The sequence below is a fragment of the Pigmentiphaga sp. MLSB6-MA01 genome (assembly GCF_058793475.1).
On record NZ_JBXAFV010000012.1, the window covers coordinates 1 to 23,860 of the forward strand.

General features: G+C 68.3%; 24 protein-coding genes. 8 read left to right on the forward strand and 16 right to left on the reverse strand.

Going from position 1 to position 23,860, the window contains the following annotated elements:
* Positions 1–153: 153 nt before the first annotated feature.
* From AC1Q6E_RS19115 to AC1Q6E_RS19180, 14 genes are all read right to left on the reverse strand, one after another.
* Positions 154–909, reverse strand: a complete 756-nt coding sequence (locus AC1Q6E_RS19115) for a YoaK family protein (protein WP_152799489.1) — start codon at positions 907–909, stop codon at positions 154–156.
* 106 nt (positions 910–1,015) lie between these two features.
* Entirely contained in the window at positions 1,016–1,618 is a 603-nt protein-coding gene (locus AC1Q6E_RS19120; protein WP_296554702.1) for a DUF2894 domain-containing protein, read from the reverse strand.
* Positions 1,611–2,246, reverse strand: a complete 636-nt coding sequence (locus AC1Q6E_RS19125) for an OmpA family protein (protein ID WP_152799485.1) — start codon at positions 2,244–2,246, stop codon at positions 1,611–1,613. Before AC1Q6E_RS19125 ends, AC1Q6E_RS19120 begins: the two co-directional genes overlap by 8 nt.
* Positions 2,246–4,831, reverse strand: coding sequence for a DUF802 domain-containing protein (locus AC1Q6E_RS19130; protein WP_492573295.1), 2,586 nt, complete (start codon positions 4,829–4,831; stop codon positions 2,246–2,248). The genes AC1Q6E_RS19125 and AC1Q6E_RS19130 overlap by 1 nt, the downstream gene beginning before the upstream one ends.
* Before the next feature lie 10 nt (positions 4,832–4,841).
* Entirely contained in the window at positions 4,842–5,582 is a 741-nt protein-coding gene (locus AC1Q6E_RS19135; RefSeq protein WP_492573296.1) for a DUF3348 domain-containing protein, read from the reverse strand.
* Positions 5,583–5,673: 91 nt separating this feature from the next.
* Positions 5,674–6,186 (reverse strand): Csu type fimbrial protein, encoded by a 513-nt coding sequence (locus AC1Q6E_RS19140; RefSeq protein WP_296554706.1) that lies wholly within the window; start codon positions 6,184–6,186, stop codon positions 5,674–5,676.
* Positions 6,187–6,233: 47 nt separating this feature from the next.
* On the reverse strand, positions 6,234–6,743 hold the full coding sequence (locus AC1Q6E_RS19145) for a Csu type fimbrial protein (RefSeq protein WP_296554707.1): 510 nt from the start codon (positions 6,741–6,743) through the stop codon (positions 6,234–6,236).
* A 64-nt stretch (positions 6,744–6,807) separates the two neighbouring features.
* A complete protein-coding gene (locus AC1Q6E_RS19150) occupies positions 6,808–7,773 on the reverse strand; it encodes a Csu type fimbrial protein (protein ID WP_492573297.1) in 966 nt (321 codons plus the stop codon).
* Positions 7,764–10,199, reverse strand: coding sequence for a fimbria/pilus outer membrane usher protein (locus AC1Q6E_RS19155; protein ID WP_492573298.1), 2,436 nt, complete (start codon positions 10,197–10,199; stop codon positions 7,764–7,766). The genes AC1Q6E_RS19150 and AC1Q6E_RS19155 overlap by 10 nt, the downstream gene beginning before the upstream one ends.
* Entirely contained in the window at positions 10,183–10,959 is a 777-nt protein-coding gene (locus AC1Q6E_RS19160; RefSeq protein WP_492573299.1) for a fimbrial biogenesis chaperone, read from the reverse strand. Before AC1Q6E_RS19160 ends, AC1Q6E_RS19155 begins: the two co-directional genes overlap by 17 nt.
* A gap of 125 nt (positions 10,960–11,084) precedes the next feature.
* A complete protein-coding gene (locus AC1Q6E_RS19165; protein ID WP_296554712.1) occupies positions 11,085–11,771 on the reverse strand; it encodes a PAS domain S-box protein in 687 nt (228 codons plus the stop codon).
* A gap of 104 nt (positions 11,772–11,875) precedes the next feature.
* Positions 11,876–12,562, reverse strand: coding sequence for a GntR family transcriptional regulator (locus tag AC1Q6E_RS19170; protein WP_492573300.1), 687 nt, complete (start codon positions 12,560–12,562; stop codon positions 11,876–11,878).
* Positions 12,563–12,625: 63 nt separating this feature from the next.
* Positions 12,626–13,582 carry a Bug family tripartite tricarboxylate transporter substrate binding protein gene (locus tag AC1Q6E_RS19175; RefSeq protein ID WP_296554714.1) on the reverse strand — a complete coding sequence of 319 codons (957 nt, stop codon included), beginning with the start codon at positions 13,580–13,582 and terminating at the stop codon, positions 12,626–12,628.
* 70 nt (positions 13,583–13,652) lie between these two features.
* A complete protein-coding gene (locus AC1Q6E_RS19180) occupies positions 13,653–14,054 on the reverse strand; it encodes a RidA family protein (RefSeq protein WP_152799479.1) in 402 nt (133 codons plus the stop codon).
* Positions 14,055–14,204: 150 nt separating this feature from the next.
* Here AC1Q6E_RS19180 and AC1Q6E_RS19185 point away from each other — a divergent pair, with 150 nt between their 5' ends.
* Entirely contained in the window at positions 14,205–14,720 is a 516-nt protein-coding gene (locus tag AC1Q6E_RS19185; RefSeq protein WP_492573301.1) for a MarR family winged helix-turn-helix transcriptional regulator, read from the forward strand.
* A 13-nt stretch (positions 14,721–14,733) separates the two neighbouring features.
* Here the strand turns inward: AC1Q6E_RS19185 and AC1Q6E_RS19190 are convergent, their stop codons facing one another.
* The gene (locus AC1Q6E_RS19190) at positions 14,734–15,705 is read right to left on the reverse strand and encodes a Bug family tripartite tricarboxylate transporter substrate binding protein (RefSeq protein WP_492573302.1); all 972 of its coding nucleotides are present in this window, start codon (positions 15,703–15,705) and stop codon (positions 14,734–14,736) included.
* Positions 15,706–15,918: 213 nt separating this feature from the next.
* Between AC1Q6E_RS19190 and AC1Q6E_RS19195 the strand changes: the two genes are divergently transcribed.
* The 4 genes from AC1Q6E_RS19195 to AC1Q6E_RS19210 are packed head-to-tail and all read left to right on the forward strand — an operon-like array spanning position 15,919 to position 19,902.
* A complete protein-coding gene (locus tag AC1Q6E_RS19195; RefSeq protein ID WP_152799476.1) occupies positions 15,919–16,764 on the forward strand; it encodes an amidohydrolase family protein in 846 nt (281 codons plus the stop codon).
* Between the two features lie 32 nt (positions 16,765–16,796).
* On the forward strand, positions 16,797–17,618 hold the full coding sequence (locus AC1Q6E_RS19200) for an alpha/beta fold hydrolase (RefSeq protein WP_492573303.1): 822 nt from the start codon (positions 16,797–16,799) through the stop codon (positions 17,616–17,618).
* The gene (locus AC1Q6E_RS19205) at positions 17,615–18,469 is read left to right on the forward strand and encodes an amidohydrolase family protein (protein ID WP_492573304.1); all 855 of its coding nucleotides are present in this window, start codon (positions 17,615–17,617) and stop codon (positions 18,467–18,469) included. The genes AC1Q6E_RS19200 and AC1Q6E_RS19205 overlap by 4 nt, the downstream gene beginning before the upstream one ends.
* A complete protein-coding gene (locus AC1Q6E_RS19210) occupies positions 18,466–19,902 on the forward strand; it encodes an aldehyde dehydrogenase family protein (RefSeq protein WP_492573305.1) in 1,437 nt (478 codons plus the stop codon). The genes AC1Q6E_RS19205 and AC1Q6E_RS19210 overlap by 4 nt, the downstream gene beginning before the upstream one ends.
* 23 nt (positions 19,903–19,925) lie before the next feature.
* On the opposite strand, the gene AC1Q6E_RS19215 is transcribed toward AC1Q6E_RS19210, so the two are convergent.
* The gene (locus AC1Q6E_RS19215) at positions 19,926–20,882 is read right to left on the reverse strand and encodes a LysR family transcriptional regulator (RefSeq protein WP_492573306.1); all 957 of its coding nucleotides are present in this window, start codon (positions 20,880–20,882) and stop codon (positions 19,926–19,928) included.
* Positions 20,883–21,022: 140 nt separating this feature from the next.
* On the opposite strand from AC1Q6E_RS19215, the gene AC1Q6E_RS19220 reads away from it, so the two are divergent.
* Genes AC1Q6E_RS19220 through AC1Q6E_RS19230 form a run of 3 tightly spaced genes read left to right on the forward strand, consistent with a single transcriptional unit; the run spans position 21,023 to position 23,557 of the window.
* Positions 21,023–21,994 (forward strand): Bug family tripartite tricarboxylate transporter substrate binding protein, encoded by a 972-nt coding sequence (locus tag AC1Q6E_RS19220; protein ID WP_492573307.1) that lies wholly within the window; start codon positions 21,023–21,025, stop codon positions 21,992–21,994.
* Positions 21,995–22,022: 28 nt separating this feature from the next.
* Complete coding sequence (locus AC1Q6E_RS19225) at positions 22,023–22,631, forward strand: cupin domain-containing protein (RefSeq protein ID WP_492573308.1); 609 nt, start codon at positions 22,023–22,025, stop codon at positions 22,629–22,631.
* Positions 22,628–23,557 (forward strand): alpha/beta hydrolase fold domain-containing protein, encoded by a 930-nt coding sequence (locus tag AC1Q6E_RS19230; RefSeq protein WP_492573309.1) that lies wholly within the window; start codon positions 22,628–22,630, stop codon positions 23,555–23,557. The genes AC1Q6E_RS19225 and AC1Q6E_RS19230 overlap by 4 nt, the downstream gene beginning before the upstream one ends.
* The last annotated feature ends 303 nt before the right edge of the window (positions 23,558–23,860 follow it).

The following is a 23,860-nucleotide window of genomic DNA, read 5'->3' on the forward strand; positions in this document are numbered from 1 at the left end:
GCGAGTTCACGCCCGCCCCGCCAACCGCGCCAACTCCGGGAAGTCCCGCGCAGCGGGACCGGCTTCGCTGCGCCCCACCGCGGGCCGCCCCACCCCACCGGTCAAGGACGGTTTAAGAACCCGATCCCAGACATTCATGAATGTCGATTCAACCTAGTGGTGCCGCCAGTACCCGTGGATGTCCTCGGCCACCGGCATCGCCGCCAAGAGGCCCAGCAGCACCGCCAGGGGCACGGTCGACACGAAGCCGAAATAGGCGAACGACAGCGCCCCGCCCACGCCGCCCGCGAAGAAAAGGCCGACCAGCATCGCCAGCACTCGCAGCTTGGCGCGGTCGGCCTTCACGAAATGCCCCGGGTCGGCGTCGCGCGAGACGTTCCAGTAGAACAGCTTGCCCAGCTCGATGCCGATGTCGGTCACCATGCCGGTGACGTGGGTGGTGCGGATCTCGGCGCGCGAGATCTTGGTGATGATGGCGTTCTGCAGGCCCATGATGAAGCACAGCAGCATGACGGTGGCCGGCACCGCCAGCCAGCGGAACTGCTCGATGTTGCCGCCCAGCAGGCCGAAGCACAGCAGCAACCCCGCTTCCAGCAGCAACGGCAGCGCGTACTCGCTGGCCAGCCGCGAGCGGCGGCCGAAATTGATCAGGACCGCCGACGTCGCCGCGCCCAGCACGAAGAACAGCAGCGCGGCCAGCCCTTGCAGGAAAAAGGCGATGCCCCCCAGGGCCAGGTGATCGGCCATGGACGACAGGATGCCGGACATGTGGGAGGTGTATTGCTGGACCGCCAGGAAGCCGCCCGCGTTCACCGCGCCGGCGACGAGGGCCAGCAGATAGGCGAGATGGCGGTTGGCCTGGGGCGTGCGCTCGACGGCGGTCAGTCTGCGTAGGTAGAACAGGGGCATGGCGCGGGCATTCCGGGAACGGCGGCGGCGCATGGGCCACCAGAGGCCGCGCCGGACGACCCGCCAAGCATAGACGTTTTCCCGCCCCCTGCGGGAGGGGCCGGCCTCAGTCGGCCTTGCCCTTGCCGCCCTTCTTCGGCGCCTCGGCGCGCGGGGCGGCCCCGAGCAACAGATCCGCGCCGCTCATGCGCTCCAGCCAGGACAGGGTGTCGGCATACGACAGGTAATGCCGCAGATACCCCGGCGCCAGATCGTGCATCAGCATCAGCGATTGATGGACGAGATGCAGCGAGTTCAGCGGCCCCGCGTTCTCGGGCACGTTCTCCAGCGCCTGCCGCAGTTCCCTGCCCACGCGCAGCTCGGCCCACAGGCCGCGGAAGTAATCCAGCACCGCCATGTCGCCGGCGCCGTCCTGGAGCGCGGCGCCGTTCGCGGACAGGAGCTCGACCAGCGTGGTCAGGCCATCGGCCGGCTCGGACGGGGCCACGGGTCCGGCCGAGCCGGCCGCCTGCGCCACGTCGCGGGCATAGCCGGCCAGCGCGTCGGCCAGCTTCGCGTCCAGGATGCGGCGCGCCTCGCCCTCGTGCCCCGGCACCCGCCGCGCCAATGCCTCGATGAAATGAAAGCGCAGCGGATCGACGCGCTCCGCCCCCTGCCCGCGCCAGGCGTCGAGCAGCGCCGCCGCGTCGGTCACGGCGTCCCTATTCACGGCGCTGGGAAGACCGCGGCATGGGCGCGATCTCCACGCGCCGGTTGCGCGAGCGGCCCGCGTCATCGGCGTTGGACGCCACCGGCTGCTCCGCGCCGAAGGCGGCGGCGAATACGGAAGACGACGGGATTCCCTCGTCGATCAGGGCACGCGTCACGGTCAGCGCCCGCTGCGCCGACAGTTCCCAGTTATCGGCGAAACGGCGGTTGTCTTCGCGTATCGGCCGGTCGTCGGTGAATCCGCTCACCATGATGATTTCGTCGCGCGCCTGGAGGTAGGCGCCCAGCGGCCCCACCAGGCTCCTGAGCAATTGCCGGCCTTCCGGCTGCAAGGCGTCGGAATTCAACGCGAACAGCACATTGCCGCTGATGCCGATGCGGCCGTCGACCAGCGTCACCCGTCCGGCGGCCAGCGGTCCGGCCAGCGCCTGCTCCAGGGCCTGCCGCCGCTGCACCTCGCCCTGCCGCCGCTGCACTTCTTCCTCGAGCCGGGTCGAGAGCTCCAGTTGCGTGCCGATCACGCCCACCAGGAGCAGCACGAAGGCCCCCAGCATGACCGCCATCAGGTCGCCGAACACCGCCCAGACGGGCGATGCCGGTTCGACGCTGGATTCGATATCCTCGGCCATCAGGACGCCTCGCCCGCCGGCGCCCGTTGCGCGTCGAGCTGCCGCAGTTCCTCGACGATCTGTTTCTGCGACATCATGCTCAGGTCGATCACGTCCTTGGCCTGGGCCACATAATAGGCAAGCTGCTCGTCGCTACGCGCGATGGCCTTGTCCAGCGCGCCCTCGATACCGCGCAGTTGCTCCATCAGCTTGTCGCTGGACTCGCCGAACAGCTTGACCGCCTGGCCCAGCGCCTCGCCCAGGCTGGCCACCTCGACGGCGCCGCCCGCGACCTGCGCCGCCACCGACTCCAGCCTGCCGGTCTCGGTGCCGACCTGCTCGGTGAAACGCGTGCCCACCCGGTCCAGCATATCGGCCGAGGCCGCCACCAGCGCATCAACCGCCTCGCGCTGTTCGGTGCTGGCGTGGTTCACGGTATCCAGCAGGCTGCCCACGGTTTGCAGCAACCGCTCGCGCTCCTCCAGCATCGCGTTGTCGCGCGTCATGCCGTCCGACAATTGCTGCCGCAGCTCGCCGATGATCCGGGCGGCCGCCAACGGGGCCTCCGAGGCTGCCTGCACCAGCCGCTCGATCTCGGCAATGGTGGCGCGGGCGTGGGCCTCGGACTCGGCCGCGATCTCGCCCGCCGTCCGCGCCAACGTCTCGCAGATTTCCTGTTGCCGGCCCGCGATCTGCGTGCCGGCTTCGCGCCATTCCTGGCTCAGCGATCCGGCCAGGGTTTCCAGGGCGCCCGTCCAGGCCGCCTGCCGCGCCTCGTCCCGCGAGGCCAGCTCGGACCTCAGCTCGCCATGTGCCTGCCCCACCGTGTGCAGCAGCGAGGCCGCATGGCGCTCGAAGGTGGCCGCGGCCTCGGCCAGCGCCTGGCGCGTGTCGCCGGACATCTGCTCGCTGACCTGCCCCTGGCGCGCGAGCGCCTCGTTCCAGGCGCCCGACACATTCTGGACGCTGGCCTCCAACTGGCCGGCCACGCGCTCCACCAGGCTGGCCGACCCTTGCTCGAAGGTTTCCGCGAAGCGCTCGAAGGACGTCCGCATGTCGCCGGCCAGGGCCTCGCCCGCGCGGCGGTGCTCGTCCAGCGCCGAACGCCAGGCGCCGGACACCGTCCCGGCCGTGGCATCGAGGCGGGCGGCGATCCCGTCCACCAGTCCTGCCGTACGCTGCTCGAACGCGCCCGCCAACTGGTCGAACGACGCGCGGACATCGCCGGCCAGCGCCTCGCTGGTACGCTGGTGGCCGGCCAGCGCCGCGTTCCAGGCCTCCGACACCTGCCCTGCCACGTTCTCCAGCCGCGCGGCCACGGTTTCCACCATCTCGGTCGACCGCTGGGCGAAAGCCTGCGCGACGCCATCGAAGGTAGCGCGCAGTTCTCCCGACAAGGTGGCGCTGGTCTGCTGGTGCGCCGCCAGCGCCGTCCCCCAGGTCGCCGACACCTTGTCCACCGACGCCTCCAGGCGGGCGGACACGCCGTCGACCAGGCTGGCCGAGCGCTGCTCGAACGTCCGGGCAAACCCGTCCAGCACCGCGCGCAGGTCGCCGGCCAGCGCTTCGCTGGTCCGCCGGTGCTCGCCCAGCGCGTTATTCCAGGTATCGGCCACCGTGGCGGTGCTGGTCTCGAAGCGGCTGGACAACATGTCCAACTGCCGCTGAACCGCCTGCGTAACCGTCCCGTGCAGCGTGGCCGTCTCGCGCGCCAGGCCCGCCATCGCCGTCTCGACCGCCGGCTGGATGGTGGCGCCCGCCACCCGCGCGCTGTCGGCCAGGCTTTCCTTCAGGCTCTGCTCCACCGACCCGGCCAGGCGCCGGTACTCGGACTCGACGCGGCCATGGAAGCTTTCCTGCCCGGCCGCCAGGCGCTCGCCCAGGGCCTCGTTGTGCCTGGCCACGGACTCGGCCAGGGCCTGCAACCGGTCGACCAGCGCCGGCATCAGATCCGCCTGCCGCTGCAACAGCTTGAACGATTCCTCGCGCTGGTGAGCCAGCGAATAAGGACGCAGCACCGTCCCGATGCGCGTATCCAGCGCCTGCGCCGCCTGCAGGCGCTCGCGCCGGCACAGCGAGGCCAACAGTCCCAGCATCGCCGACGCCGCCACACCCGCCACCGAGGTGCCGAACGCGAAGCCCAGCCCCTTGACCGGCGCCGCCAGCGACGCGCGGATCGCCTGCAGATCGGTCGCGCTTTCCAGCGCCACGCCCGTGCCCCGCAGCGTCGCCACCATGCCCAGGAACGTGCCCAGCATGCCCAGCAGCACCAGCAGGCCGGCCAGGTAAGGCGTCAGCGCGGGCCCCGGCAGCCCCACCCTTTCGCCCTCGACGCGCAGCCTCACCGCGTTGCGCAGCGAGGGATGCACTTGCTCCAGCCACGTCCCCAGGCTGGACGGCGCGGACGACAGGTCCGCCACGGCCCGCGCCAGCGACGACGTCGCCTCGTGGAAGCGCCGCAGTTCCAGCCCGCCCAGCACGTAGAACGCGGCGATCAGCAGGATCACCGCCAGCGCCAGCAGATTCGAGCCGACATAGCCCACGCCCACCCAGCCCACCACGGCCAGACCCACGAAGAAAACCACGAAAGGAAGATATCTGCTCATCTAGGATGGATCAGCTTGCGCGAAGGGCCGCCAGCAGCCCCTCGACCGGTTGAAATCGGAAATCCAGTTCGGCCAGCAGGACACCCCGCATGTCCGCGCGGAAAGCATCCAGCCAGGGGCCGGGATCGTTGCCGGCCGGCTCGCCGGCCGCTTGTTGCTTCTGGACGGAAGCCTGGCCGGCCTTGCGCAGACGCAGGAAATGACCTTCCAGCAGGCCGGGCACCGAGGCCAGCAGATTGCGCTCCTGCGTGCCCAGCACCCGCTCCATGACCGCGTCCACCGCGGCCAGCCGCGCCATGTCGGGCGACCCGGCGGCCAGCATCGCGCGCAAGCGGCCGCGCAGGGCCGCGATGCCGGTCTCCATCTGCTGCTGCTTGGCCAGGCAGCGCTGGCGGTAGCGGGAAAAATCGGTGTCGTCGTCCGGATCGACCAGCAGCGCGGGATCACGGCGATGGCGGCTGCGCACCGGGCGCAGCACCCTGTCCTGCTCGATGGACAGCGCCAGTTCGTCGCGCACCCGCGCGCAATCCTCCCGCGCGGCCGAATCGCAGGCAGGCGTGCTGGCGGGCGCCGCTTTGGCATTGCCGCACAGCACCGCGGACAGCGCGATGGCATCGGTCCAGCCGAGCCACAGGCTCAGCCGGTCGGCTAGCGGCTGCCGGGGGGTGGGAACGTGGGCGTGCGCCAGGCGGGCCAGCAGGCGGACGAAAGCCGGGCCGCTTGCGCCTGTGCGCCCGGAGATGTGCGCCATGGGACCGGACGGGCAAAACCCGGGAGTTTACACGCCCGGCCGGGTGGGGCCGAAGCCCTGGCGGGAACGGTTGACACCGTCCCCGCCGGATTTAGTAATGAATGGTAAGAATGACGTCATCCAAATAGTTGTCGGGCGTCGGCTTGCTTCCTGCGAGGATCTTGCCGTAGATCGGCACCGTCTGCACCGCGCCGGTGCCCTGGCCGTTGGGCGGGCCTCCGGAGCCGGGCGGCGTGGACATGCCTATCGTCCGCGCCGGATCCGAGAACAGGTCGTAGCCCAGGTACTCCGGTGTCGCCAAGGTCTGGCTGACCATGCGGCGGGTGCTCCCCGGATTGCCGCCACTGTCGGCCGTCAGTGCCCAGGACGTCCCCGACGAACAGCGAAAGCTGATGGACCCGGGGGTCGTTTCGTTCTGCGCGGTCTGCGCGGTACCTTCGATATCACCGAAGGCGAGCCCGCTCACGCTGTCGATCGCGCAGCTTTTCACGACCCTGGCCGTGATGTACATGGTAGCCGTGGCGGACTGGGACTGGGCCGATGCTGGCTGGGCCGCGAGGCATGCCAGCATGCCGGCCGCCGCGAGTGAAATGCGAGTGTGCATGGTCACGCTTTCCTTGGTGAGTTGATCGCCGGTTCGTCCGGACAGGTTCAATAAGCGATGCTGAGATAAATGGAATCCCGATACGAATCGGGCGACGGAAAGACGGGCTGGACGGGAATCCTTCCGTACAGGGATACGCTCTGGGCCAGGCCGTTCCCGGTGCCGCTGGCGGTTGCCGCCCCCGGGTCCGTCGGCGCGGCGGGGAAAGGCACCAGCCGGCTCGAATCGGCGTACAGGGCATACGGCAGGTATTCGGTCGTTCCCAACGTCTGGCTGCCCATGCGGCGCACACCGCCGTCGGCATTCCCCCCCAGGTCGGCGGTCACCCCCCAGGCCGTGCCCTTGGAGCAATGAAAACTCAGCGTGACCGTGCCGTCCTGGGGCGTCGCCGCAATGCCCGAGAACACGGGAAACGCCAGGGCCGGGCCGGTGGTTTCTATCGCGCAGCCCTTGACGATGGTGGCGGACACGGCCATGGGCACGCCGACGACGTCGGACATGGCCGGCTGGGCCGCCGCGCAGGCCAGCAGCCCCGCGGCAATGAGATGGATACGCATGCTTGCGATTTCCTTGATAAAAAACGGGATGGACACGATGAGGGCTCCTTGCTGGCGCTTGCTGCTAGTAGCTGACGGTGACGATGACGCTGTCCTGGTAGTCCCCCGGCGCGGGCAGCACCGTGCCGGCCGGGATGCGGCCGTAGACCGGCAGCGTCTGCACGGCCCCCGTACCGGAATCGCTCACGCCACTGCCCACGGCCTGGTTCCACACCTGGGTCCGATTGGCATCCCTGTAGAGCTGGTAGGGCAGGCGCTGGTCGCCGCTGGCCATCTGCCGGCTCCCGCTGCCCGCGCCCGCGCGATTCAGCCCGTCGCCCAGGTAGACCGTATAGGGCGTGGCAGCGGAACACAGCACCCCGACGCTGCCCTGCGCATCGACATTCGACGCCGTCGTAGGCATCGCGGGCAGGTCGCCGAAACCCACCGTGCCGGTGGAAGCGATGCTGCAGGAGCCGGGAATCACGAAGCGGGCCGTGGACCAGACCGACATCTGGAAACCCGGGTCGAAAAACTCCCCCATGCACATGGGCCAGCCGTTATCCAGGTCCGCATACTCCACCAGCATCGTCAGGATCATGTCGTAGCTTCCCGGCGATCGCGAGACCGCCTGGTTGGCCGCGGCGGTGACCGTGACGCGGCCGTTCACGACGATATTGCCGCCCGATGCCACGCCGGCGGGATACGGCCCGGCCATCACGGCAGGCGACAAACCCGTGTTGGCCGGGCTGGTCAGCCGCACGGATACCGGCATCGATTCGCCGGACCCCGATCGCGTGGCTTGCGACACGAACCAAGAGGTGACACACAGATGCACGGGCTGACCCGGTGGTATCCCATAGATGCTGGGGCAAGTGACCGAGAAATCGATATCGAGCAACGCGGGGCTGCTCAAGGTCGCCGCCGTATAGGTATAGGTCGAGATCGGCGCGGCGCCGCCGGTGCAAGCTTGCGCCGCGGCTTCCCCGGTCGGCGCCAGCCAGACCGCCAGCGCGGCCATCCATCCAAACAGATATCGCATCACAGGCATGGGACCGGCCCCAGTTGCGGCTGCGCGGGCCCGGCCCGATCGTAGGCGAAGCGCGCGGTGCAACGGCCCGCCTTGCCCAGGTCCACCGTCAGCACATTGCGCTCGCTCAATCCGCGCACGTAGACCTGGCCGTCGTAGCCAACCACCGTCTCGTCCCCGCCCTCCAACCGGACCGGGCTGCCCACGGGGGGCGCCTGGCCGGCCCGGTCGCGCAGCGTCACCACCGCCGCCTGCACGCGGCGCGCGCCGAAGTCCAGCACCGCGCCATGCCGGTAGGCCGCCATGGCCACCAGTTCGGTGCGGGCCGCCTCCCAGCCGTCGGGCAGCGTGGCGGCGTCGATGAAGACCTGCTGCGCCGAGTACGGCCGGATATCGGGCAGCAGCATCGTGCCCCGTTCGTCGGTACGGCCCATGGCCACGCCTCCCTGCCGGATCTCCACGCCCGGTCCGGCCTGGGTCACGACGGCGAAGGCCTGGCCGATGCGGTTGGCCGCATACAAGCCGCCCGCCGCGGCCACCAGCGCGCCGTCGGCCTGCACGCTGCCCCGGCCGCGGCCGTAGGCCTCGTCGGCCTGCACCCGCAGCAGCGCGGCCGGCGCGCGATAGCTTGCATAGGCCGACCGTATCGCATCGCCCCCTTCATACTGCTGATTGGACAGTCCCCACCCCACGTCGCCCTGCCGCATGCCCGTCTGCGACACGGCCTGCACGCCCACGCTGTCGCGGCCGCCGTCGCGCCGGGCGCTGGCGGTCACGCTGGCCTGGCCGTCCAGCAGGAAGGTCAGCCCGACGTAGATGCCGGTCGCGCCGCGCCCGTCCATGTCCTTGAAGGCGCTGGCCTGCAGGTTCGCGCTGGGGGACAGGGGCCGCGAGACTGTCACGCTCATGGTCCGGTAGCGGCTCTGCCGGGTGCGCATGCCGCTGTAGTTCAGGTTGATCGAGGTGCTTGGCAGCCACTGCGGCATAAACGTGAAGCCCAGCCGCTCGAGCCGGCTGGCCACCGCGCTCGCGTCCCCCCACTCGGCCACCGTGCCCTGCCGCGCGGCCTCGCGCTGGCGCTGGCGCAGCAGCGAAACGCGCGCGACGTCGGCATAGTCCGGCGACTGGCGGCGCGTGCTGGCATAGATCCGCACGCCGGCCACGCGGCCCTCCAGCGTCAGGGCCCCTTGCGCGCCGGTGCGGCCGCGGTACTGGCTGCCGGCCAGCGAGGCCGTCAGCGCGCCATGGCCGCCCAGGCCCCGCACCATGCCCGCGCCGGCATTGGCCAAGCCATCGGTGGAGGCCTCGGCGTGTCCTTCCAGCGTCAGGGCGTCGCTCCAGCCGTGGCGCCAGGACCCGGTCGCGAACACGGCGTCGTCGTAGTCGTCGGACCGCGCGCCGTAGTTCCAGCGCGGCACGCCCACGTCCAGCGAATACTGGCTCAGCCCGGCGCGCAACTGGCCCGGCACGTAGTAATAGGCGCGCGTGGTCTCCACCTGGCGCCCGAGCGCATCGGTGGTCACCAGCCGCACGTCGCCGTTGGCGATATAGGGCAGCGAGCGGATATCGTACGGCCCGGCCGGCACCTCGCCCGAATAGACGCGCTGCTGGTTCACGTACAGGTCCAGCGATGACGGCAGCGCCGCCGCCCCCGAGAACCGCGGCAGCGGCGTGGTCACGATGTCGGTGCGCTGCTCGAAGGCGCTGGCGATCTGCACCCCGGCCAGGCGCACGCTGTTGCTCCACGCCAGCGCATTGCTGACGAAGTCGCCGGCCGTGTAGGAACGTATGGCCTTGGCATCGATGGTCCGCCAGGCCGTATCCAGCCGCACCTGGCGCGCCGAGCCGTCGCCGCGCACCCCGTCGCTGTTGTAGAGCATGCCGCTGGAAAGCACGCCCACCCGCGTCATGCCCGCCAGCTCGACGTTGGCGGCCCGATGCGTGCGCCCGTCCTGCAGGCTGCCGTACAGGCTGTAGTTCAGGACCACGCCCGGCGTATGGCTGACGCGGTCCAGGTCGACGCGGGTTTCCTGCCCCAGCAAGCCCAGCACGTGGGTTGCCAGCATGTCCGGCTCCGCCTGCAACAGCAGCCGCTGCCCCGCCTCGTCGTAGCGCGCAGCCACTCCCGGCAGGGTCGCCAGCGGCACCAGGGCGCCATCGGTCACGCCATCGAGCCGGATCCGCACACTGCGCAGCTCCGCCGCGCGGGCGCTCATGCGCCCCGCCGCATCGCGCGATACGGTCAGCAGATGCCCGGTGGCCGCGCCGTTCACGACCGCCTCCAGCAGCAGCAACGTCTCGCCTCGCGGCGCGGCCCAGGCCACCTTGGGCGGCTCGCCCGGATCCGCGCCCCAGGCTGCCTGCTGCGCGGCCACCGGCACCGCCACCGCCATCATCCGCATCGCCACCGCCATCCGCCCCTGCACCGCCCTATCGTGCATCGACATGCACGATGGCCTCGATGGGAGTACCGTCGTCGGCCGCGCTCAACGTGACGGCACCACCGATCAGTTGCTCGCCCAGCGCCCGCGCCTTCGCCGCGTCGAGCTTGAAATGAAAGCGCCGCGAGGCTCCCGGCAGCACGTAGCCGTTCAACCCCAAGCCGAGTGTGAGCGGATCGCCCTGCCCGGGCCGCGCGGTCAGCCCCGCGATCTTCACGTGGCGGGTACCGCTGTTGGCCACTTCGGCATACAGCCCGTCCTCGCCTACCCAGGCCCGCCATGCCAGAACCGGCGCGAGCTTGCCGCCCGCCACGAACACCGGCATCGACGTGCGCAGCAGGATGGAGACACCTGTCTGCGCCGCCGATTCGCGCCGGGCGGGCGGGAGTTCATCCACGAACAGCCGGTAGCTGCGCTCGCCGGTTACGGGCGCCTCATCCAGCCGCGCTACCCGCACGGTGTAGGACGAACCGGGCGCCACCGTGGCCGCGGGCGGGCTGACCAGCATGTCGATCGCCGGCTCCAGCACGTCCTGGCCATCCACCTGCGTCCAGCGGAACACGCGCAGTTGCAGATTGACCGGCTCCGCGCCGCGATTGGCGATCGTCATCGACGCCGCGCGCTGCGACGACGGCAACTCGATGCCTATGGGGGAAATGGTCAGCGAGGCCGCCTGGAGCGGCGACGCGAACAGGCTCGCGGCCAGCGCCCAGGGCCGGATACGACGCTGGGAAAGGGTGTGAATGCAATCGGAAAACAGGGACATGACTCGCGACAGGTGATCGCAAACCGGCGATATTTCGCTCGGCCAGATATTCGAAGTCGAGAGGATAAATGTCGTTACATGTCCTGTGACTGAGCGAATCTGAGCTTGTCCGCGACGGGACCGGATCAGTCGATGATCGCAATCCGCTGGTAGACGCGGAACCCCTGGCTACGCACCGTCGATACCGGCAACTGCAATCCGCACGCTTGTTCGACCTTGCGCCGCAGGCGGCGCATCTGCGTGTCCAGGCGGCGCTGGTCGTAGTCCAGGAAATCCTCGCCCAAGGCCTGGACGATAGCCTTGCGCGTCACGCACTCATCGTCGTTCCCCCTGGCCAGCGCATGCAGCACCGTATAGTCCTGCGCCGACAGCGGAATCGGCCCGAATCCCGGCGGCGTCAGCGTCGGCGGCGCGGCTGACAATTGCCAGACCGCCTCGGCTTCCAGCCGCTCGTCCGGCAGCACGTCGTCGCGGGTCGAGATGTCCCGCGCCACCGCCACCCGCTGCCCCTTGGACTCCGACAGCCGGGCCGACCACATGATGCGCGCGACGCTGCCGTCCTTGCGGACATAGCGGTTCTCGAAATGACGCTGGAGATAGCCCGCCTCGATCCGTTCGACCGCCTGCAAGGTGCGCGCGCGGTCCTCGGGATGGACGAACTCGATCATGGGCCGGCCCAGCATTTCTTCAGGCATATAACCGAAAATGCTTTCGCAGGCCCCGGTGATGGACAGGAACCGGCCTTCGCTATCGACGACGCAGATCGCGTCCAGCAGCAGGTCCAGCAGGTCGTTGGGCGGCAATGTCGCCATCCGGGTCTTCACAGAATGGGAATACGCTCCCGCCGCGGGTGCGCAAGCGCGCGATTTTACCGCAGTGCGGCAAACGGACTGCCCCCAGCCCGGCGGCCTGGGCGCTAACCCAGGTATTTCTGCCGGATCGACCCCACGTGCACTTCCATCGTCCGCACCGCGCCGTCGCGGTCGCCGCGCCGGATACAGTCCAGCAGATCCTCCAGTTCCGCCACGTTCGCGCGCTCGCCCGCGTCCACCTTGGGCCGGAACCACAGCAGCATGGAGCGATCGAGCAACAGCGCCGCGAAATCCGACAACGTCCGATTGTCCGCCGTGTCGTACAACAGATGATGAAAGCGCCGGTCGACCTCCATGCCGCCGGCATGGTCCTTCTGCCGGTACCGCTCCCAGCCGGCCTCCACCAGCTCCTGCAATTGCTGCACGACCTCGGGGCGCATGCGGTCGACCGCCAGCCCCGCCAGGAAAGGCTCGATCAATTGCCGCGCCGCGATCAACTCCAGGAAGCCGTCCAGGGTCTCGGCCTTGACCAGCAGCCCCTTGCGCGGAAGGATCTCCACCAGCCCCTCGCGAGCCAGCCGGTGCGTGGCCAGGTGGATGGGACTGCGCCCCAGCCCGAGCCGCTGGCACAATTGCGCCACATTGATGTGTTCCCCCGGCCGCAGCTCGTGCGACAGGATCATCCTCTTGACCGCCACATAGGCCTGCTCGCCCAGCGAAGGCGAGCCGCTGGCATGTTCGTCGCCGTCGCGGGCGGCGGCAGGTCGCGAGGTCTTCGAGGATCTAGGCATGCGGCATGATGAAACGTGGCGGGAGCGCCCGCGATTGTAGCCTCGCGGGCGCCCTGCCCTGGCTCACTCCGGCTTGAGTCCCGCCTTCTCCACCGCGACGCGGTACTGGTCCGACTGCTGCTGCAGGAAACGCCCGAACTCGGCCGGGGTCGAGGGCTTGGCCTCCATGCCCTGCTGCTGCAGCGTCTTCTGCACCTCCGGATCCTTCAAGGCCTGCGCGAACAGGTCATGCAGCCGGTCCACCCGATCCTGGGCCACGCCCGCGCGGGTCAACAGCCCCATCCAGGTTTCCGACGAAAACCCCGCCAATCCGGCCTCGGCGAAAGTCGGCACCCCGGGCAGCGCGGCCGAGCGATTCACCCCGGACACGGCCAGCGCCTTCAGCTTGCCCGCCGCGATATGCGGCGCCACCACGCCGACATCGCCCAGCGTCGCGTCCACTTCACCCGACAACACCGCCATCGTGGCCGGCGCCGACCCCTTGTAGGGCACGTGCAGCATCTCCACGCCCGCGCGCTGCTTGAACAGCTCGAAGCCCAGATGGCCCGACGACCCATTGCCGAACGACGAGAAACTCGCCTTGCCCTGCTGCGCCTTCGCCCAGTCGACGAAACCCTTCAGGTCCTGGGCGGGCACCTTGGACGACACCACCAGGACATGCGGATTCGAGGCCAGCGACGTGACCGGCTGGAAATCCTTGCGCGTGTCGAACGGCAGACTCTTGATCAGATAAGGATTGATGACGAAACTCGCCGCCATCATCAACACCGTCTGCCCGTCCGCCGGCTTGCCCAGCAGCGCCTGCGCGCCAATGACCGTGCCGCCGCCCGGCCGGTTCTCAACCACCACGGACACTCCCGCCGCCTTGCCGACCACCTGTGCCAGCGCACGCGCCAACGCGTCGGAAGACCCGCCCGCGGCGTAAGGCACGATCAGCGTCAAGGGTTGAGAAGGAAACGGCTGCGCCAGCGATGCGGTGCACGCCAGGGACAACGCCAGACCAAACACGAACTTATTCATGGCAACTCCGTGAAACTCGGCGGGAATGAAATTCGGCCGCGACGCGGCCGAATGAAAGTGTCCGGCGGCTTCAGCCGCTGGCGCCCAGCCTGGCCTGGCCCTGGATCTCGACCAGGATCTCGGGCTTGGCCAGGGCCTGCACCTCGACCAGCGCGCAAGCCGGGAAATCTCCCGTGAAGAACTCGCGGCGCGCCTTCCAGACCCCCTGGTTGCCCGCCATGCGCGTCACGAACACCGTCAGCGTGACCACGTCGTCGATCTTCCCGCCCGCGGCTTCCACCAGGTGCTTGATCTTCGTGAAGATGAATTGCGATTGCTCGTATTCATCGCCTCCCTGGATGGTGTTGCCGTCGTTGGCGCGGGCGGTCAGGCCCGAGAGGTAGAGGGTGTCGCCGACCTGCAGGCAGTTGGACCAGAGACCGGGGGCGGCTTCGGCGACGTGGGGCGTGAGGATGCGTTGCTTGCGTGGCATATCAGTCCGTCCTTGTGAAATATCAGTGATATTTCACAATCATAACCACAGCGAAGCCAACCAGGCAACCGGATCGTCTGGACGGTGCCGGCGTGATCGTGCTATAGGAAATCGAACGACATTCAAACAGGTCGCTGCGCGCACCACGGCATGAAAGAAGACTCCCCCCGCAATGACGCTATCCCGCCCCTGGGCGATTGGACCGGCGAGCTGTCCAACCGCCCCGGCCACCTGATCCGCCGCTGCTACCAGATCCTGACGGCCCTCTATGCAAGGGAAACCGACTCCCTGGGCGTCACGCCGCTCCAATACGCGGTGATGCGCACCATCAGCCACCAGCCCCGCCGCTCCAAGCGGCGCCTGGGCGAGATCGCGGGACTCGACCGCACCACGGTCGCATGGATCGTTTCCAGCCTGGAAAAGAAAGGCCTCATCCGGCCCACCGCCGACTCCATCGACAAGCGCATCCGCTACTTCGAGCTCACGCCTGAAGGCAACGACATGCTGACCGTCATGGACCCCCGGCTGAACGCGATGCAGGATCTGATCCTCGAGCCTCTCCTGCCCTCGGAACGCAAGACCTTCCTGAAATCCATGCAGAAGATCGTCACCGCCTACAACCACCTGAGCCGGGCGCCCCTGCTGGACGACGGGGAAGACAGCTAGCCGGGCGGCGCCGTCAATCCACCTTCGCTCCGGACGACTTGACCTCCACCTTCCAGCGCTCGAGCTCTTCCCTGATGAAGCGCTCGAAGTCCTGCCGGGAGTCGCCGATGATGGACATCGAAAGCTCCTTGAATCGCTGCCGCACGTCCGGCTGATTCAGCGCCTTGACCGTCGCCGCATTCAGCCGGTCCAGGATCTCCGGCGGCGTCTGGCGCGGCGCGAGCAGGCCCGACCAGGCCGTCACGTCGAAGCCCTTCAGGCCCGACTCGTCGAGCGTGGGCAGATCGGGCATGAATGGCGAGCGTGACCGGCTGGAGATGGCCAGCGCCCTGACCTTGCCGGCCGTGACGTTGGGCGTCACGGCCGGCAAGGTGTCGGACAACAGATCGATGTTGTCCCCCAGCAGGTCGGTCATGGCCGCCGCCGACCCCTTGTAGGGCACATGCCTGATGTCTATCCCGGCCATGCGGGCGAACCTGGCCATGACCAGGTGGTGGCTGCTGCCGTTCCCCGCCGACCCGTAGGTGAGCTTGCCCGGATGCGCCTTCGCGTACTGGATCAGTTCCCCGATGCTGGATACCGGCAGGCTGCGCCGAACCAGGATCACCATGGGCAGCGACGCGACGTTGCTGATGGGAGCGAAGTCACGCAGCGTGTCATAGCCCGCGTCGGCGAACAGGAAGGGATTGATCACCATCGCGCTCGTGCCGCCGATCAGGAGCGTATAGCCGTCCGCGGGCGCCTTGGCCGCCTGCGCGGTGCCCAGCATGCTGCCCGCGCCGGGGCGGTTCTCGACGATGAAGCGCTGCCCGAACTCGTCGGAGAAACGTTCGGACAACAGGCGGGCGATGATGTCGGCCCCCTGGCCGGGCGGAAACGGAACGATGATGCGCACGGGCTTGGTGGGCCAGTCGACCGGCGCCGCCCCGCCGGCGATCGGCATCAACGCCACCAGCAACGTGAAGAAAACACGGATGCGTTTCATGGCACATCTCCTCTGCCTGCCGCGGCCCGGAACCTCGAGCGCCGTGCGCCTCTGCGCGGTTGGATCACGGCACTCGTTTTTTGACAGCATACTGCCATCTATAAAAATCACGAGTGGGGTTTGCCCTTAACAAAAATCTACATATTTTCGTTGACTCATTCAAGCGACCGGCCCTAATTTATTGACAGCTAGCTGCCAATAAAAGGACTCAAAGTGCGTGTCATCGACTTTCGCCTGCGCCCGCCATCGGGCGGCTTCCTGAACATGGTCATGTATGCGGACCTGGATCGCAGCGCGCGCATGGCCGCAAACCTCGGCATGCGGCTTTCGCCCTCCGCCACGCGAGCCTCCATGGCGCTCCTCCTGCAGGAAATGGACGCCGCGCACGTCGTGGCCGGCGTCGTGCCCGGACGCGGTTCGCCCGTGCTCGGCACCGTGTCCAACGGCGACATCGCCGATCTCGTCCGGCGCCATCCCGGCCGCTTCATCGGCTTCGCCGGGGCGGATCCCACCGTCTGGCGCCAGGCCATCGAGCAAATCGAAACGGGCCTCGCCCAAGGCCTCAAGGGCGTGGTCCTGGAACCCGGCCTGCTGGCCCATCCCATGCATCTGGACGACGCGCGTCTTTACCCCGTCTACGCCTACTGCGAAGACAAGCGCCTGCCCGTGCTGCTGATGGCGGGAGGCAACGCCGGGCCCGACTGCACCTACAGCGCCGCCGAGCACATCGACCGCGTCGCGCGGGACTTCCCCGACCTGAGCCTGATCTCCGGCCACGGCAACTGGCCCTGGGCGGCCCAGATCCTGCACGTCTGCTACCGGCGTCCCAACATCTACCTGTCCCCCGACATGTACATCCACCGCGGCATGCCCGGCGCGCAGGACTACGTGAACGCGGCCAACGGCTTCATGGCCGACCGGTTCCTGTTCGCCTCGGCCTACCCCGTGATGCCGCTGGCCGAATCGATCGACCGCTTCCTGGCGCTGGGGATACACGAATCGGTGGCCGACCGGGTGCTGTACCGGAATGCCGCGACCCTGCTTGGCCTGGAAACCTGACCCCATCCGTTCCCTTCCGTAGGAGACGCATCATGCCGTATGCCAAGACCCGCTCGGGCTCCCTGCACTACGAGGTCATCGATCACGTGGCGCCCTGGCATGCGCCGGGCGGGACCGTGCTGTTCCATCACGGCATCGGAGCCGCGCCCGGCATCTGGCTCAAGTGGCTGCCGAACCTGGTCGACCGCTACCGGATCGTCCTGTTCGACATGCGCGGCTATGACCGCTCCGAGGCCGCGGCCGAAGGCGCGGACTGGAGCATGGCGCTGCTGACGGACGATGTCTTCGCCGTCGCGGACGCGGCTGGCCTGGACACGTTCCACCTGGTCGGAGAATCCATAGGCGGGACCGTCGCGCTGGCCTGCGCCTTGCGGCACCCCCACCGCCTCGCGTCCCTGACGATCAGCAACGGCGCGCATGTCGGCACCAACATCCAGCACGTCGAGAACTGGGCATCGTGCATCGCCACGCAAGGCATCAAGGGATGGTCGGATCAATTCCTGCGCGACCGCTTCCACGACGATGCGCTGCCGCCGCGGGAACTGGACTGGTATGCGCAAGCCCAGGAACGCTGGCGCGGCGACGTCGTCCTGTCGGCGCTATCGGTCCTGATCGGCACCGACCTTTCCGCTCGCCTGCCGGACATCGCCATCCCCACGCTCCTGATGCATCCCGACTCCAGCCCGTTCATTCCCGCATCGGTCACGGCCGACCTGCACGCACGCCTGCCCGATTCGACGCTGAACGTCTGGGGTCCGGCCCGCCACGGCCTGCCCTTCTCGCATGCGGCGGCGTGCTCGGCGCGGCTGCGCGCCTTCCTCGATGGGCTGCGCGCCCCGGACCGGGCCGCATGAAACTCATCGACTTCCGCGTGCGCCCGCCCGTGGCGGGCTTCGAGCACGCCAGCATGTATGCCCGGCCCGAGCGAACCGAGGCCATGGGCGCGGTCTTCGGCTTTCCCGGCGCCATGCCTCCCAGCCTGCGCACGCGCTCGCCCCGGGACTTCCAGGCCGAGCGGCGCGCGGCCGGCATCGGCCTGTGCGTGCTGCCCGGACGCGTCGGCGCCCCCGGCGTCGGGCCGGCCGACAACGCCCTGCTGGTCGACTATGCCGCCAGCGAGGATGGCCTGTGCGCCTTTCCCGCGGTCGACCCCCTCGTCCCCGGCTGGGAAAACGCCATCGACGCCCTGCACCGGCGCAGCCCGGCGGCCGTTCGCGGCCTCGTGCTCGAACCGGGACTGCTGGCCTCGCCCCTCTATCCCGACGACGAACGCTGCGAGCCCGTCTACGCCTATTGCGCCGCGCGCGGCTGGCCGCTGATCCTGTCCGCGGGCGGCAATATCGGTCCCGACTGCGGCTTCAGCCTTCCCGTCCACGTGGACCGCGTCGCCCGCGATTTCCCGGAACTCCCCATCGTCGTCGCCCATGGCGGCTGGCCCTGGATCACCGCCATCAACCACGTCGCCTTCCGCCGCGGCAACGTCTACATCTCGCCCGACATGTATGCCCTCATGCCCGGCAACGAAGCATTCCTGGTGGCCATGAATTCGTATCTGTCGGAACGCTACCTCTACGCCTCCTCCTACCCGTTCGTCCCGCTGACGGCCTATCGCGATGCCTTCCTGAGCAAGATCGCCAGCGACACGGTGGCCGAACGGGTGCTGTTCCTCAACGCCGCCAACCTGCTTGGCCTGGATGCGCCATGATCAGGACCGAACAGCCCTTCATCGACGGACAAGACCGCGCACCGGCCAACGGCCAATGGCTGGACATCGCCAGCCCGCTCACCGGCGCCGGCATCGCCCGCGTCGGCCGCGGCCAGCATGCCGACATCGACCTGGCCGTCGCGGCCGCCGGCAAGGCCCGCGCGGACTGGCGCGGGCGGCGCCCCATGGAGCGCGGCCGCGTCCTGGCGGCCCTCTGCGCCTGGATACGGACCCATGCCCCGGAACTGGCGGAACTGGAACGCGAAGAAACCGGCAAGCCCGCCAGGCAGGCCCAGGCCGACGTCGAGACCGCGGCCCAATACTTCGAACTCTACGGCGGACTGATCCCCGGTTTTCATGGCGACCTCATCGACCTGGGCGACCACCACCACGCCTATACCCGGCGCGAGCCCTACGGCGTCGTCGCCGTCATCCTGCCCTGGAACGCCCCCATCAACCAGGCCGCCCGCGCCATCGCGCCGGCGCTCGCGGCCGGCAACACGGTCGTCGCCAAACCCTCCGAATTCACATCCGCGACCACGCTCAGGCTGGCGCGGGCCGCCGTGGAACACGCCGGCCTGCCCGCCGGTGCCTTCAACGTCGTCACCGGCCTGGGCAACGAAGCCGGCGCGGCCCTGGTCAGCCATCCCGACGTGCGCAAGATCGCCTTCACCGGATCCGTGCGCGCCGGCCGGGAGATCGCCCGCATCGCCGCCGACCGCCTCGTGCCCGCCACCTTCGAACTGGGCGGCAAATCGCCCGACATCGTGTTCGCCGATGCCGACCTCGACGCCGCCGCCAGCGGCGTCGTCAAGGGCTACTCGCTGAACGCCGGACAACTCTGCACCGCGGGCACCCGCATTCTCGTCGACCGCGCCATCCACGACGACTTCGTGCAACGCCTCGTCGCGGCCACGCGCGCCCTGTCGATCGGCGGCGACCCCGGCGACGCCGTCGGCCCGCTCACGACGCCCGCGCAACTGGAGAAGGTCCAGGCGTACTTCGAGATCGCGCGCCAGGAAGGCCTGACCGCCGCCTGCGGTGGCGGCCGGGTCTCCCGCGCCGACTGGCCCGAGGGCCGCTTCGTCGAACCCACGGTGTACGTCGGCGCGACCAACGACATGCGCACCGCGCGCGAAGAAATATTCGGGCCAGTGGCGTGCGTCATTCCTTTCGATGACGAAGACCAGGCCGTGGACATCGCCAACGACTCCCCCTATGGACTGGCCGCCGGCATCTGGACCCGCGACCTCGCGCGCGCGCACCGCGTCGCGGCACGCCTGGAAGCCGGACAGGTCTACGTCAACGACTACATGGCCGGCGGGGTCGAGACGCCGCTGGGGGGATACAAGCTAAGCGGGTATGGGCGAGAGAAGGGGCTGGAAGCCCTGCATCACTATTCACAGGTGAAGTGCGTGATCGCGCGGTTGTAGGAGGCGCCCGGCCCGCCACGAACTCAGGCCGGATCGCCGGCCCCGTCCAGCGGGGCATACGCGGCGGCGGCACGCCGCGCCGCCTCGCCGATCACACCCCGGAACCATGCGTGGAACGCGCTGCGCTGGGTACGCTCGTGCCAGTACAAGGCATTGCTGACACGCGGCAGGCGGCCCGGGAAGTCGACCATCCGCACCGGAAAAACCTCCTGTATCTTCAGCGCCATGCGCCGCGGCACCGTGGCGACGGCATCGGACACCATCAGCGTGCCAAGCAGCGCCATCAGCCCCTGGGCGTGGATGCAGACCGCCAGGCTTTGCCCATGCTGCCGGATGAACTCGTCGATCACCCGCCCCGAGGTGGTACGGCCGCTTCCCAGCAGACGCACGTGAGGCAAGGCCACGTAGGCCGCCAGCGTCAGCGGCGCGGCCAACGCCCGGTTGCCGGGCCCGCCCATGACCACCACATCGTCCTCGAACAAAGGCATGGCCCGCACCGAAGGCAGGGGATCGCGCACCCAGCCCAGCCGGAAATCCACGTCGCCCGCGGCCAGCAGCGCATCGATACGCCGCTGGTCGGGCGACCGTATGCTCAACGCGACGCGAGGAGCATCACGCCGCAGCACCATGGCGATGGCGGGCAGGAGCAGCTGCTCCAGGTACTCCGGGGCGGTCAGCACGACTTCGCGCCGCTCTCGCGAAGGATCGAAATCCTGCTGCGACGCCTGGATCAGCGCGACCTCCCCCAGGAAACGCCTGATCTCGCGCTCCAGTGCCAACGCCCTTTCCGTCGGCTGCATGCCTTGTGGGCTGCGCACCAGCAGCGGATCGCCGAAGGTCTTGCGCAACCTGTTCAGCGCCTGCGTGATGGCCGGCTGCGAAACGCCCACCACCCGCGACGTGGCCGTCACCCCGCGCTCGGCCATCAACGTCAGGAAAATCTGCAAGGTGCGGAAGTCGACATTGGCCAACGGATGCATACGGATTCCCCCAGGAATTGGCGCCCTGCCGGGCTCGCGCCCCATTAGGCGCTGCTTATTTTCTTCATAAGCGCCGCCCCGCCGACACCCCGTCCGACGGCGCGTAGCATGCCTGCCAAACACAAGCACCGGAGACAGCGATGAAACCGATATGGGTTCTGGGCGCCCTGCTGGCGGCCTGTTCCACGCCCGCGGCCGCCAGCGACGCCAGGAGCTATCCAACCAAGCCCGTCAAGCTGGTCCTGCCCTTCCCCACCGGCGCCACCTTCGTCGTCGGCCAGATGCTGGCCGAGCGGTTGACGCAGGAACTGGGCCAGCCGGTCGTGGTGGAAAACAAGTCCGGCGCCGGCGGGCGCATCGCCATGGAACACGTCGCCAAGGCCCCGCCCGACGGTTATACCCTGCTGCTGACCTCGCCCACACTGACGATTACCCCCGCCATCAACCAGAACCTGCGCTTCGACCCCTTGGCCGACCTGGCGCCCGTGGCCATGGTCGCCGAAGTGCCCAACGTATTCGTGGTCAATCCGCAGAAGTTCGGCCAGGACGATTTTTCCGCGCTGCGCGCACGCCTCACCGCCAACCCGGGCCGCTTCAGCTACGGCTCGGGCGGCGCCGGTTCGTCGAACCACCTGGCATTCGAGAAATTCAAGGCCTTGACCGGCACCGACATCCTGCACGTCCCCTACCAGGGCGCCTCGCAGGCCGTAACCTCGGCGGTGGGCGGACAGATCGACATGGTCATCAACGGCCTGCCCAGCTCCGTACCGCTGATCAAGGGCCAGCAACTCAGAGCGATGTTCGTGCTGACCCGGGAACGCCAGCCCCTCCTGCCCGACATTCCGTCGGCGGTCGAAGTCGGATTGCCCGACATGGTCGTGACCACCTGGTACGGCGTCCTCGCGCCCCGCGACACGCCATCGTCCATCGTCGACAAGGTTTCCTCCGCCATCCAGCGAGGATTCTCGACCGCCGAGGTACGCAAACGGCTCGCGGACAACGGCATCGAGGTCGTCTATTCCGATCCGCGCGACTTCTCCGCCTTCATCAAACAGGACTACACCGCCTGGAAAAAAGTCGTATCCGATGCGGCCATCAGCGTGCAGAACTGAGCCCTCTCCCTTGCCACCAGGAACCGTCATGAAGACCCTCTGCCCCACCCAGGACGAGATGCAACCCCGCATCGCCCGCTTCGACAAACTCAAGCCGCGCTCCGCCCACTGGAACGACAACCTGGGCATCCCCGCGGACGTGCTGCGCATCTTCAACCCCAAGGCCAACTACGTGCTGATGGCTCCCGCCTCCCTGCCCGGCCGGCTTTCCCCCAACCCCGCCATCGTCGACGGCGACAAAGGCGTCATCCGCGTCGGCCTCGCCGTCGCCGCGCCCAACGACGGCCCCGAACTCCACGTCCACTGGAAGACCCACGAGACCTTCATGGCGCTTTCCGGCCGATGGCTCATACGCTGGGGCGACGAGGGCCAGGAAAGCGTGGAACTGGATCCCTACGACATGATCGCCATGCCACCCAAGGTCGCCCGCCAATTCATCAACATCTCCGACCAGGACGCCCATCTGCTCGTGATCATCCAGGGCCAGCTGGAAGACTTCGACGACGTCGGCCGCCTGCCCGCCGTGCGGCAGAAGATCATCGACCAGTACGGCGCAGATGTGCTGGACAAGATGGAAAACAACGGCTGGGATTTTTCCCTGGTGCCCAAGAGCATGCGGCAAGAGACCCAGGTATGACGGCGGCACCACTCCCGCCTCTCGATCCCCTGATCGCCGCCGAGCAAGCCCGCCTCAAGGCCGCGGGGTGTGCCCAGGCGGATCCCACCGTGCTGCCGCTGGCCGAGGCACGGGCTCAGCAGGATCGATATTTTGCTGCGATCAATGCGCGGTTGCCGCCCATTGCTAGCACGCGTGACTTGACTGTTGCAGGTGCGCAGGGCGATATGCGCGCACGCTTGTATCGGCCTTCTACCTGCCGCGACGACGCCTTCGTCGTGTTCGTGCGGGGGGCGGGCTGGTGGGCGGGCGGGCTGGATTCGCACGAGGCGGTCTGCCGGGGTATTGCCAATGCCACCTCGCGATCGGTGGTCGCGTTGGATTATCGGCGTTCGCCGGAGCATGTGTTTCCGGCACAGCGCGATGACGTGGTGGCTGGCGTGGAGTGGCTGCTCGAGCATGCTACCGGGTTGGGTTTGCCTGCTCGCGTGGTCTTATGGGGAGAGTCGGCCGGCGCGTCGCTGTGTGTGCTGGCCTGGCGTCGATTGGCGGACGCAGGACGAAGCGCGGCGCTGCCTTGCCTGATCCTGTTCTACGGCAACCTGGGCGGGCCGCGAGAGAGTCTGCGGCCGCAGTCGAAATGGGTGTGGGAGCAGTATCTGGGGGCTGCCTGGGCCGAGCCACCTGCTTCGGCCATACCGGCCAAGATCGAAATGCGGGATTGCCCGCCGGTCTGGTTGGGGGTGGGTGATGTTGATCCTCTTATCGAGGACTCTCGGCTGTTTGCGGAACGGCTGGCAAGCGCGGGGCGGCCGCGTGAATTGGCGGTTTATTCCGGCATGCCACATGGGTTTTCAGGTTACGGCGAGATATTGGCGGATGCGGCGAAAACGACGCACGATGCCGCCGTCTATCTAGAACAGGCACTACTGAAAATGGCGACATAAGATGTCATCAGGCGGCCTATCACGGTGCTGGAATCTCCCCAATCGAAAAACCCGGCAGTCCCCCTCCGAAATCTGGAAGAACCCTACGCCTGGGCAGCTTCGAAAGTGGTCGAGTGAGCTTTTTGTGCGTAGTTCGCTTGATTTACTCTACTCTATTCTCTTCGGAGATAGCTTTACTGCTACGAGTGGGTAACAACCTTTAAACGCCTCGCCCACAAAAATCCGGGCAGGCTCCTAACGAATTCAAGCGCAAGGCGGGGCACCTAGCTGAACAGTTAGACAGCACGAGTGTTTCTGCGGTTG

Coding starts and splice junctions, on each gene's coding strand:
- AC1Q6E_RS19115 (WP_152799489.1), bottom strand. CDS start 909: ATGCCCCTGTTCTACCTACGCAGACTGACCGCCGTCGAGCGCACGCCC.
- AC1Q6E_RS19125 (WP_152799485.1), bottom strand. CDS start 2,246: ATGGCCGAGGATATCGAATCCAGCGTCGAACCGGCATCGCCCGTCTGG.
- AC1Q6E_RS19130 (WP_492573295.1), bottom strand. CDS start 4,831: ATGAGCAGATATCTTCCTTTCGTGGTTTTCTTCGTGGGTCTGGCCGTG.
- AC1Q6E_RS19135 (WP_492573296.1), bottom strand. CDS start 5,582: ATGGCGCACATCTCCGGGCGCACAGGCGCAAGCGGCCCGGCTTTCGTC.
- AC1Q6E_RS19140 (WP_296554706.1), bottom strand. CDS start 6,186: ATGCACACTCGCATTTCACTCGCGGCGGCCGGCATGCTGGCATGCCTC.
- AC1Q6E_RS19145 (WP_296554707.1), bottom strand. CDS start 6,743: ATGCGTATCCATCTCATTGCCGCGGGGCTGCTGGCCTGCGCGGCGGCC.
- AC1Q6E_RS19150 (WP_492573297.1), bottom strand. CDS start 7,773: ATGCCTGTGATGCGATATCTGTTTGGATGGATGGCCGCGCTGGCGGTC.
- AC1Q6E_RS19155 (WP_492573298.1), bottom strand. CDS start 10,199: ATGTCGATGCACGATAGGGCGGTGCAGGGGCGGATGGCGGTGGCGATG.
- AC1Q6E_RS19160 (WP_492573299.1), bottom strand. CDS start 10,959: ATGTCCCTGTTTTCCGATTGCATTCACACCCTTTCCCAGCGTCGTATC.
- AC1Q6E_RS19165 (WP_296554712.1), bottom strand. CDS start 11,771: ATGGCGACATTGCCGCCCAACGACCTGCTGGACCTGCTGCTGGACGCG.
- AC1Q6E_RS19170 (WP_492573300.1), bottom strand. CDS start 12,562: ATGCCTAGATCCTCGAAGACCTCGCGACCTGCCGCCGCCCGCGACGGC.
- AC1Q6E_RS19175 (WP_296554714.1), bottom strand. CDS start 13,582: ATGAATAAGTTCGTGTTTGGTCTGGCGTTGTCCCTGGCGTGCACCGCA.
- AC1Q6E_RS19180 (WP_152799479.1), bottom strand. CDS start 14,054: ATGCCACGCAAGCAACGCATCCTCACGCCCCACGTCGCCGAAGCCGCC.
- AC1Q6E_RS19185 (WP_492573301.1), top strand. CDS start 14,205: ATGAAAGAAGACTCCCCCCGCAATGACGCTATCCCGCCCCTGGGCGAT.
- AC1Q6E_RS19190 (WP_492573302.1), bottom strand. CDS start 15,705: ATGAAACGCATCCGTGTTTTCTTCACGTTGCTGGTGGCGTTGATGCCG.
- AC1Q6E_RS19200 (WP_492573303.1), top strand. CDS start 16,797: ATGCCGTATGCCAAGACCCGCTCGGGCTCCCTGCACTACGAGGTCATC.
- AC1Q6E_RS19205 (WP_492573304.1), top strand. CDS start 17,615: ATGAAACTCATCGACTTCCGCGTGCGCCCGCCCGTGGCGGGCTTCGAG.
- AC1Q6E_RS19210 (WP_492573305.1), top strand. CDS start 18,466: ATGATCAGGACCGAACAGCCCTTCATCGACGGACAAGACCGCGCACCG.
- AC1Q6E_RS19215 (WP_492573306.1), bottom strand. CDS start 20,882: ATGCATCCGTTGGCCAATGTCGACTTCCGCACCTTGCAGATTTTCCTG.
- AC1Q6E_RS19220 (WP_492573307.1), top strand. CDS start 21,023: ATGAAACCGATATGGGTTCTGGGCGCCCTGCTGGCGGCCTGTTCCACG.
- AC1Q6E_RS19225 (WP_492573308.1), top strand. CDS start 22,023: ATGAAGACCCTCTGCCCCACCCAGGACGAGATGCAACCCCGCATCGCC.
- AC1Q6E_RS19230 (WP_492573309.1), top strand. CDS start 22,628: ATGACGGCGGCACCACTCCCGCCTCTCGATCCCCTGATCGCCGCCGAG.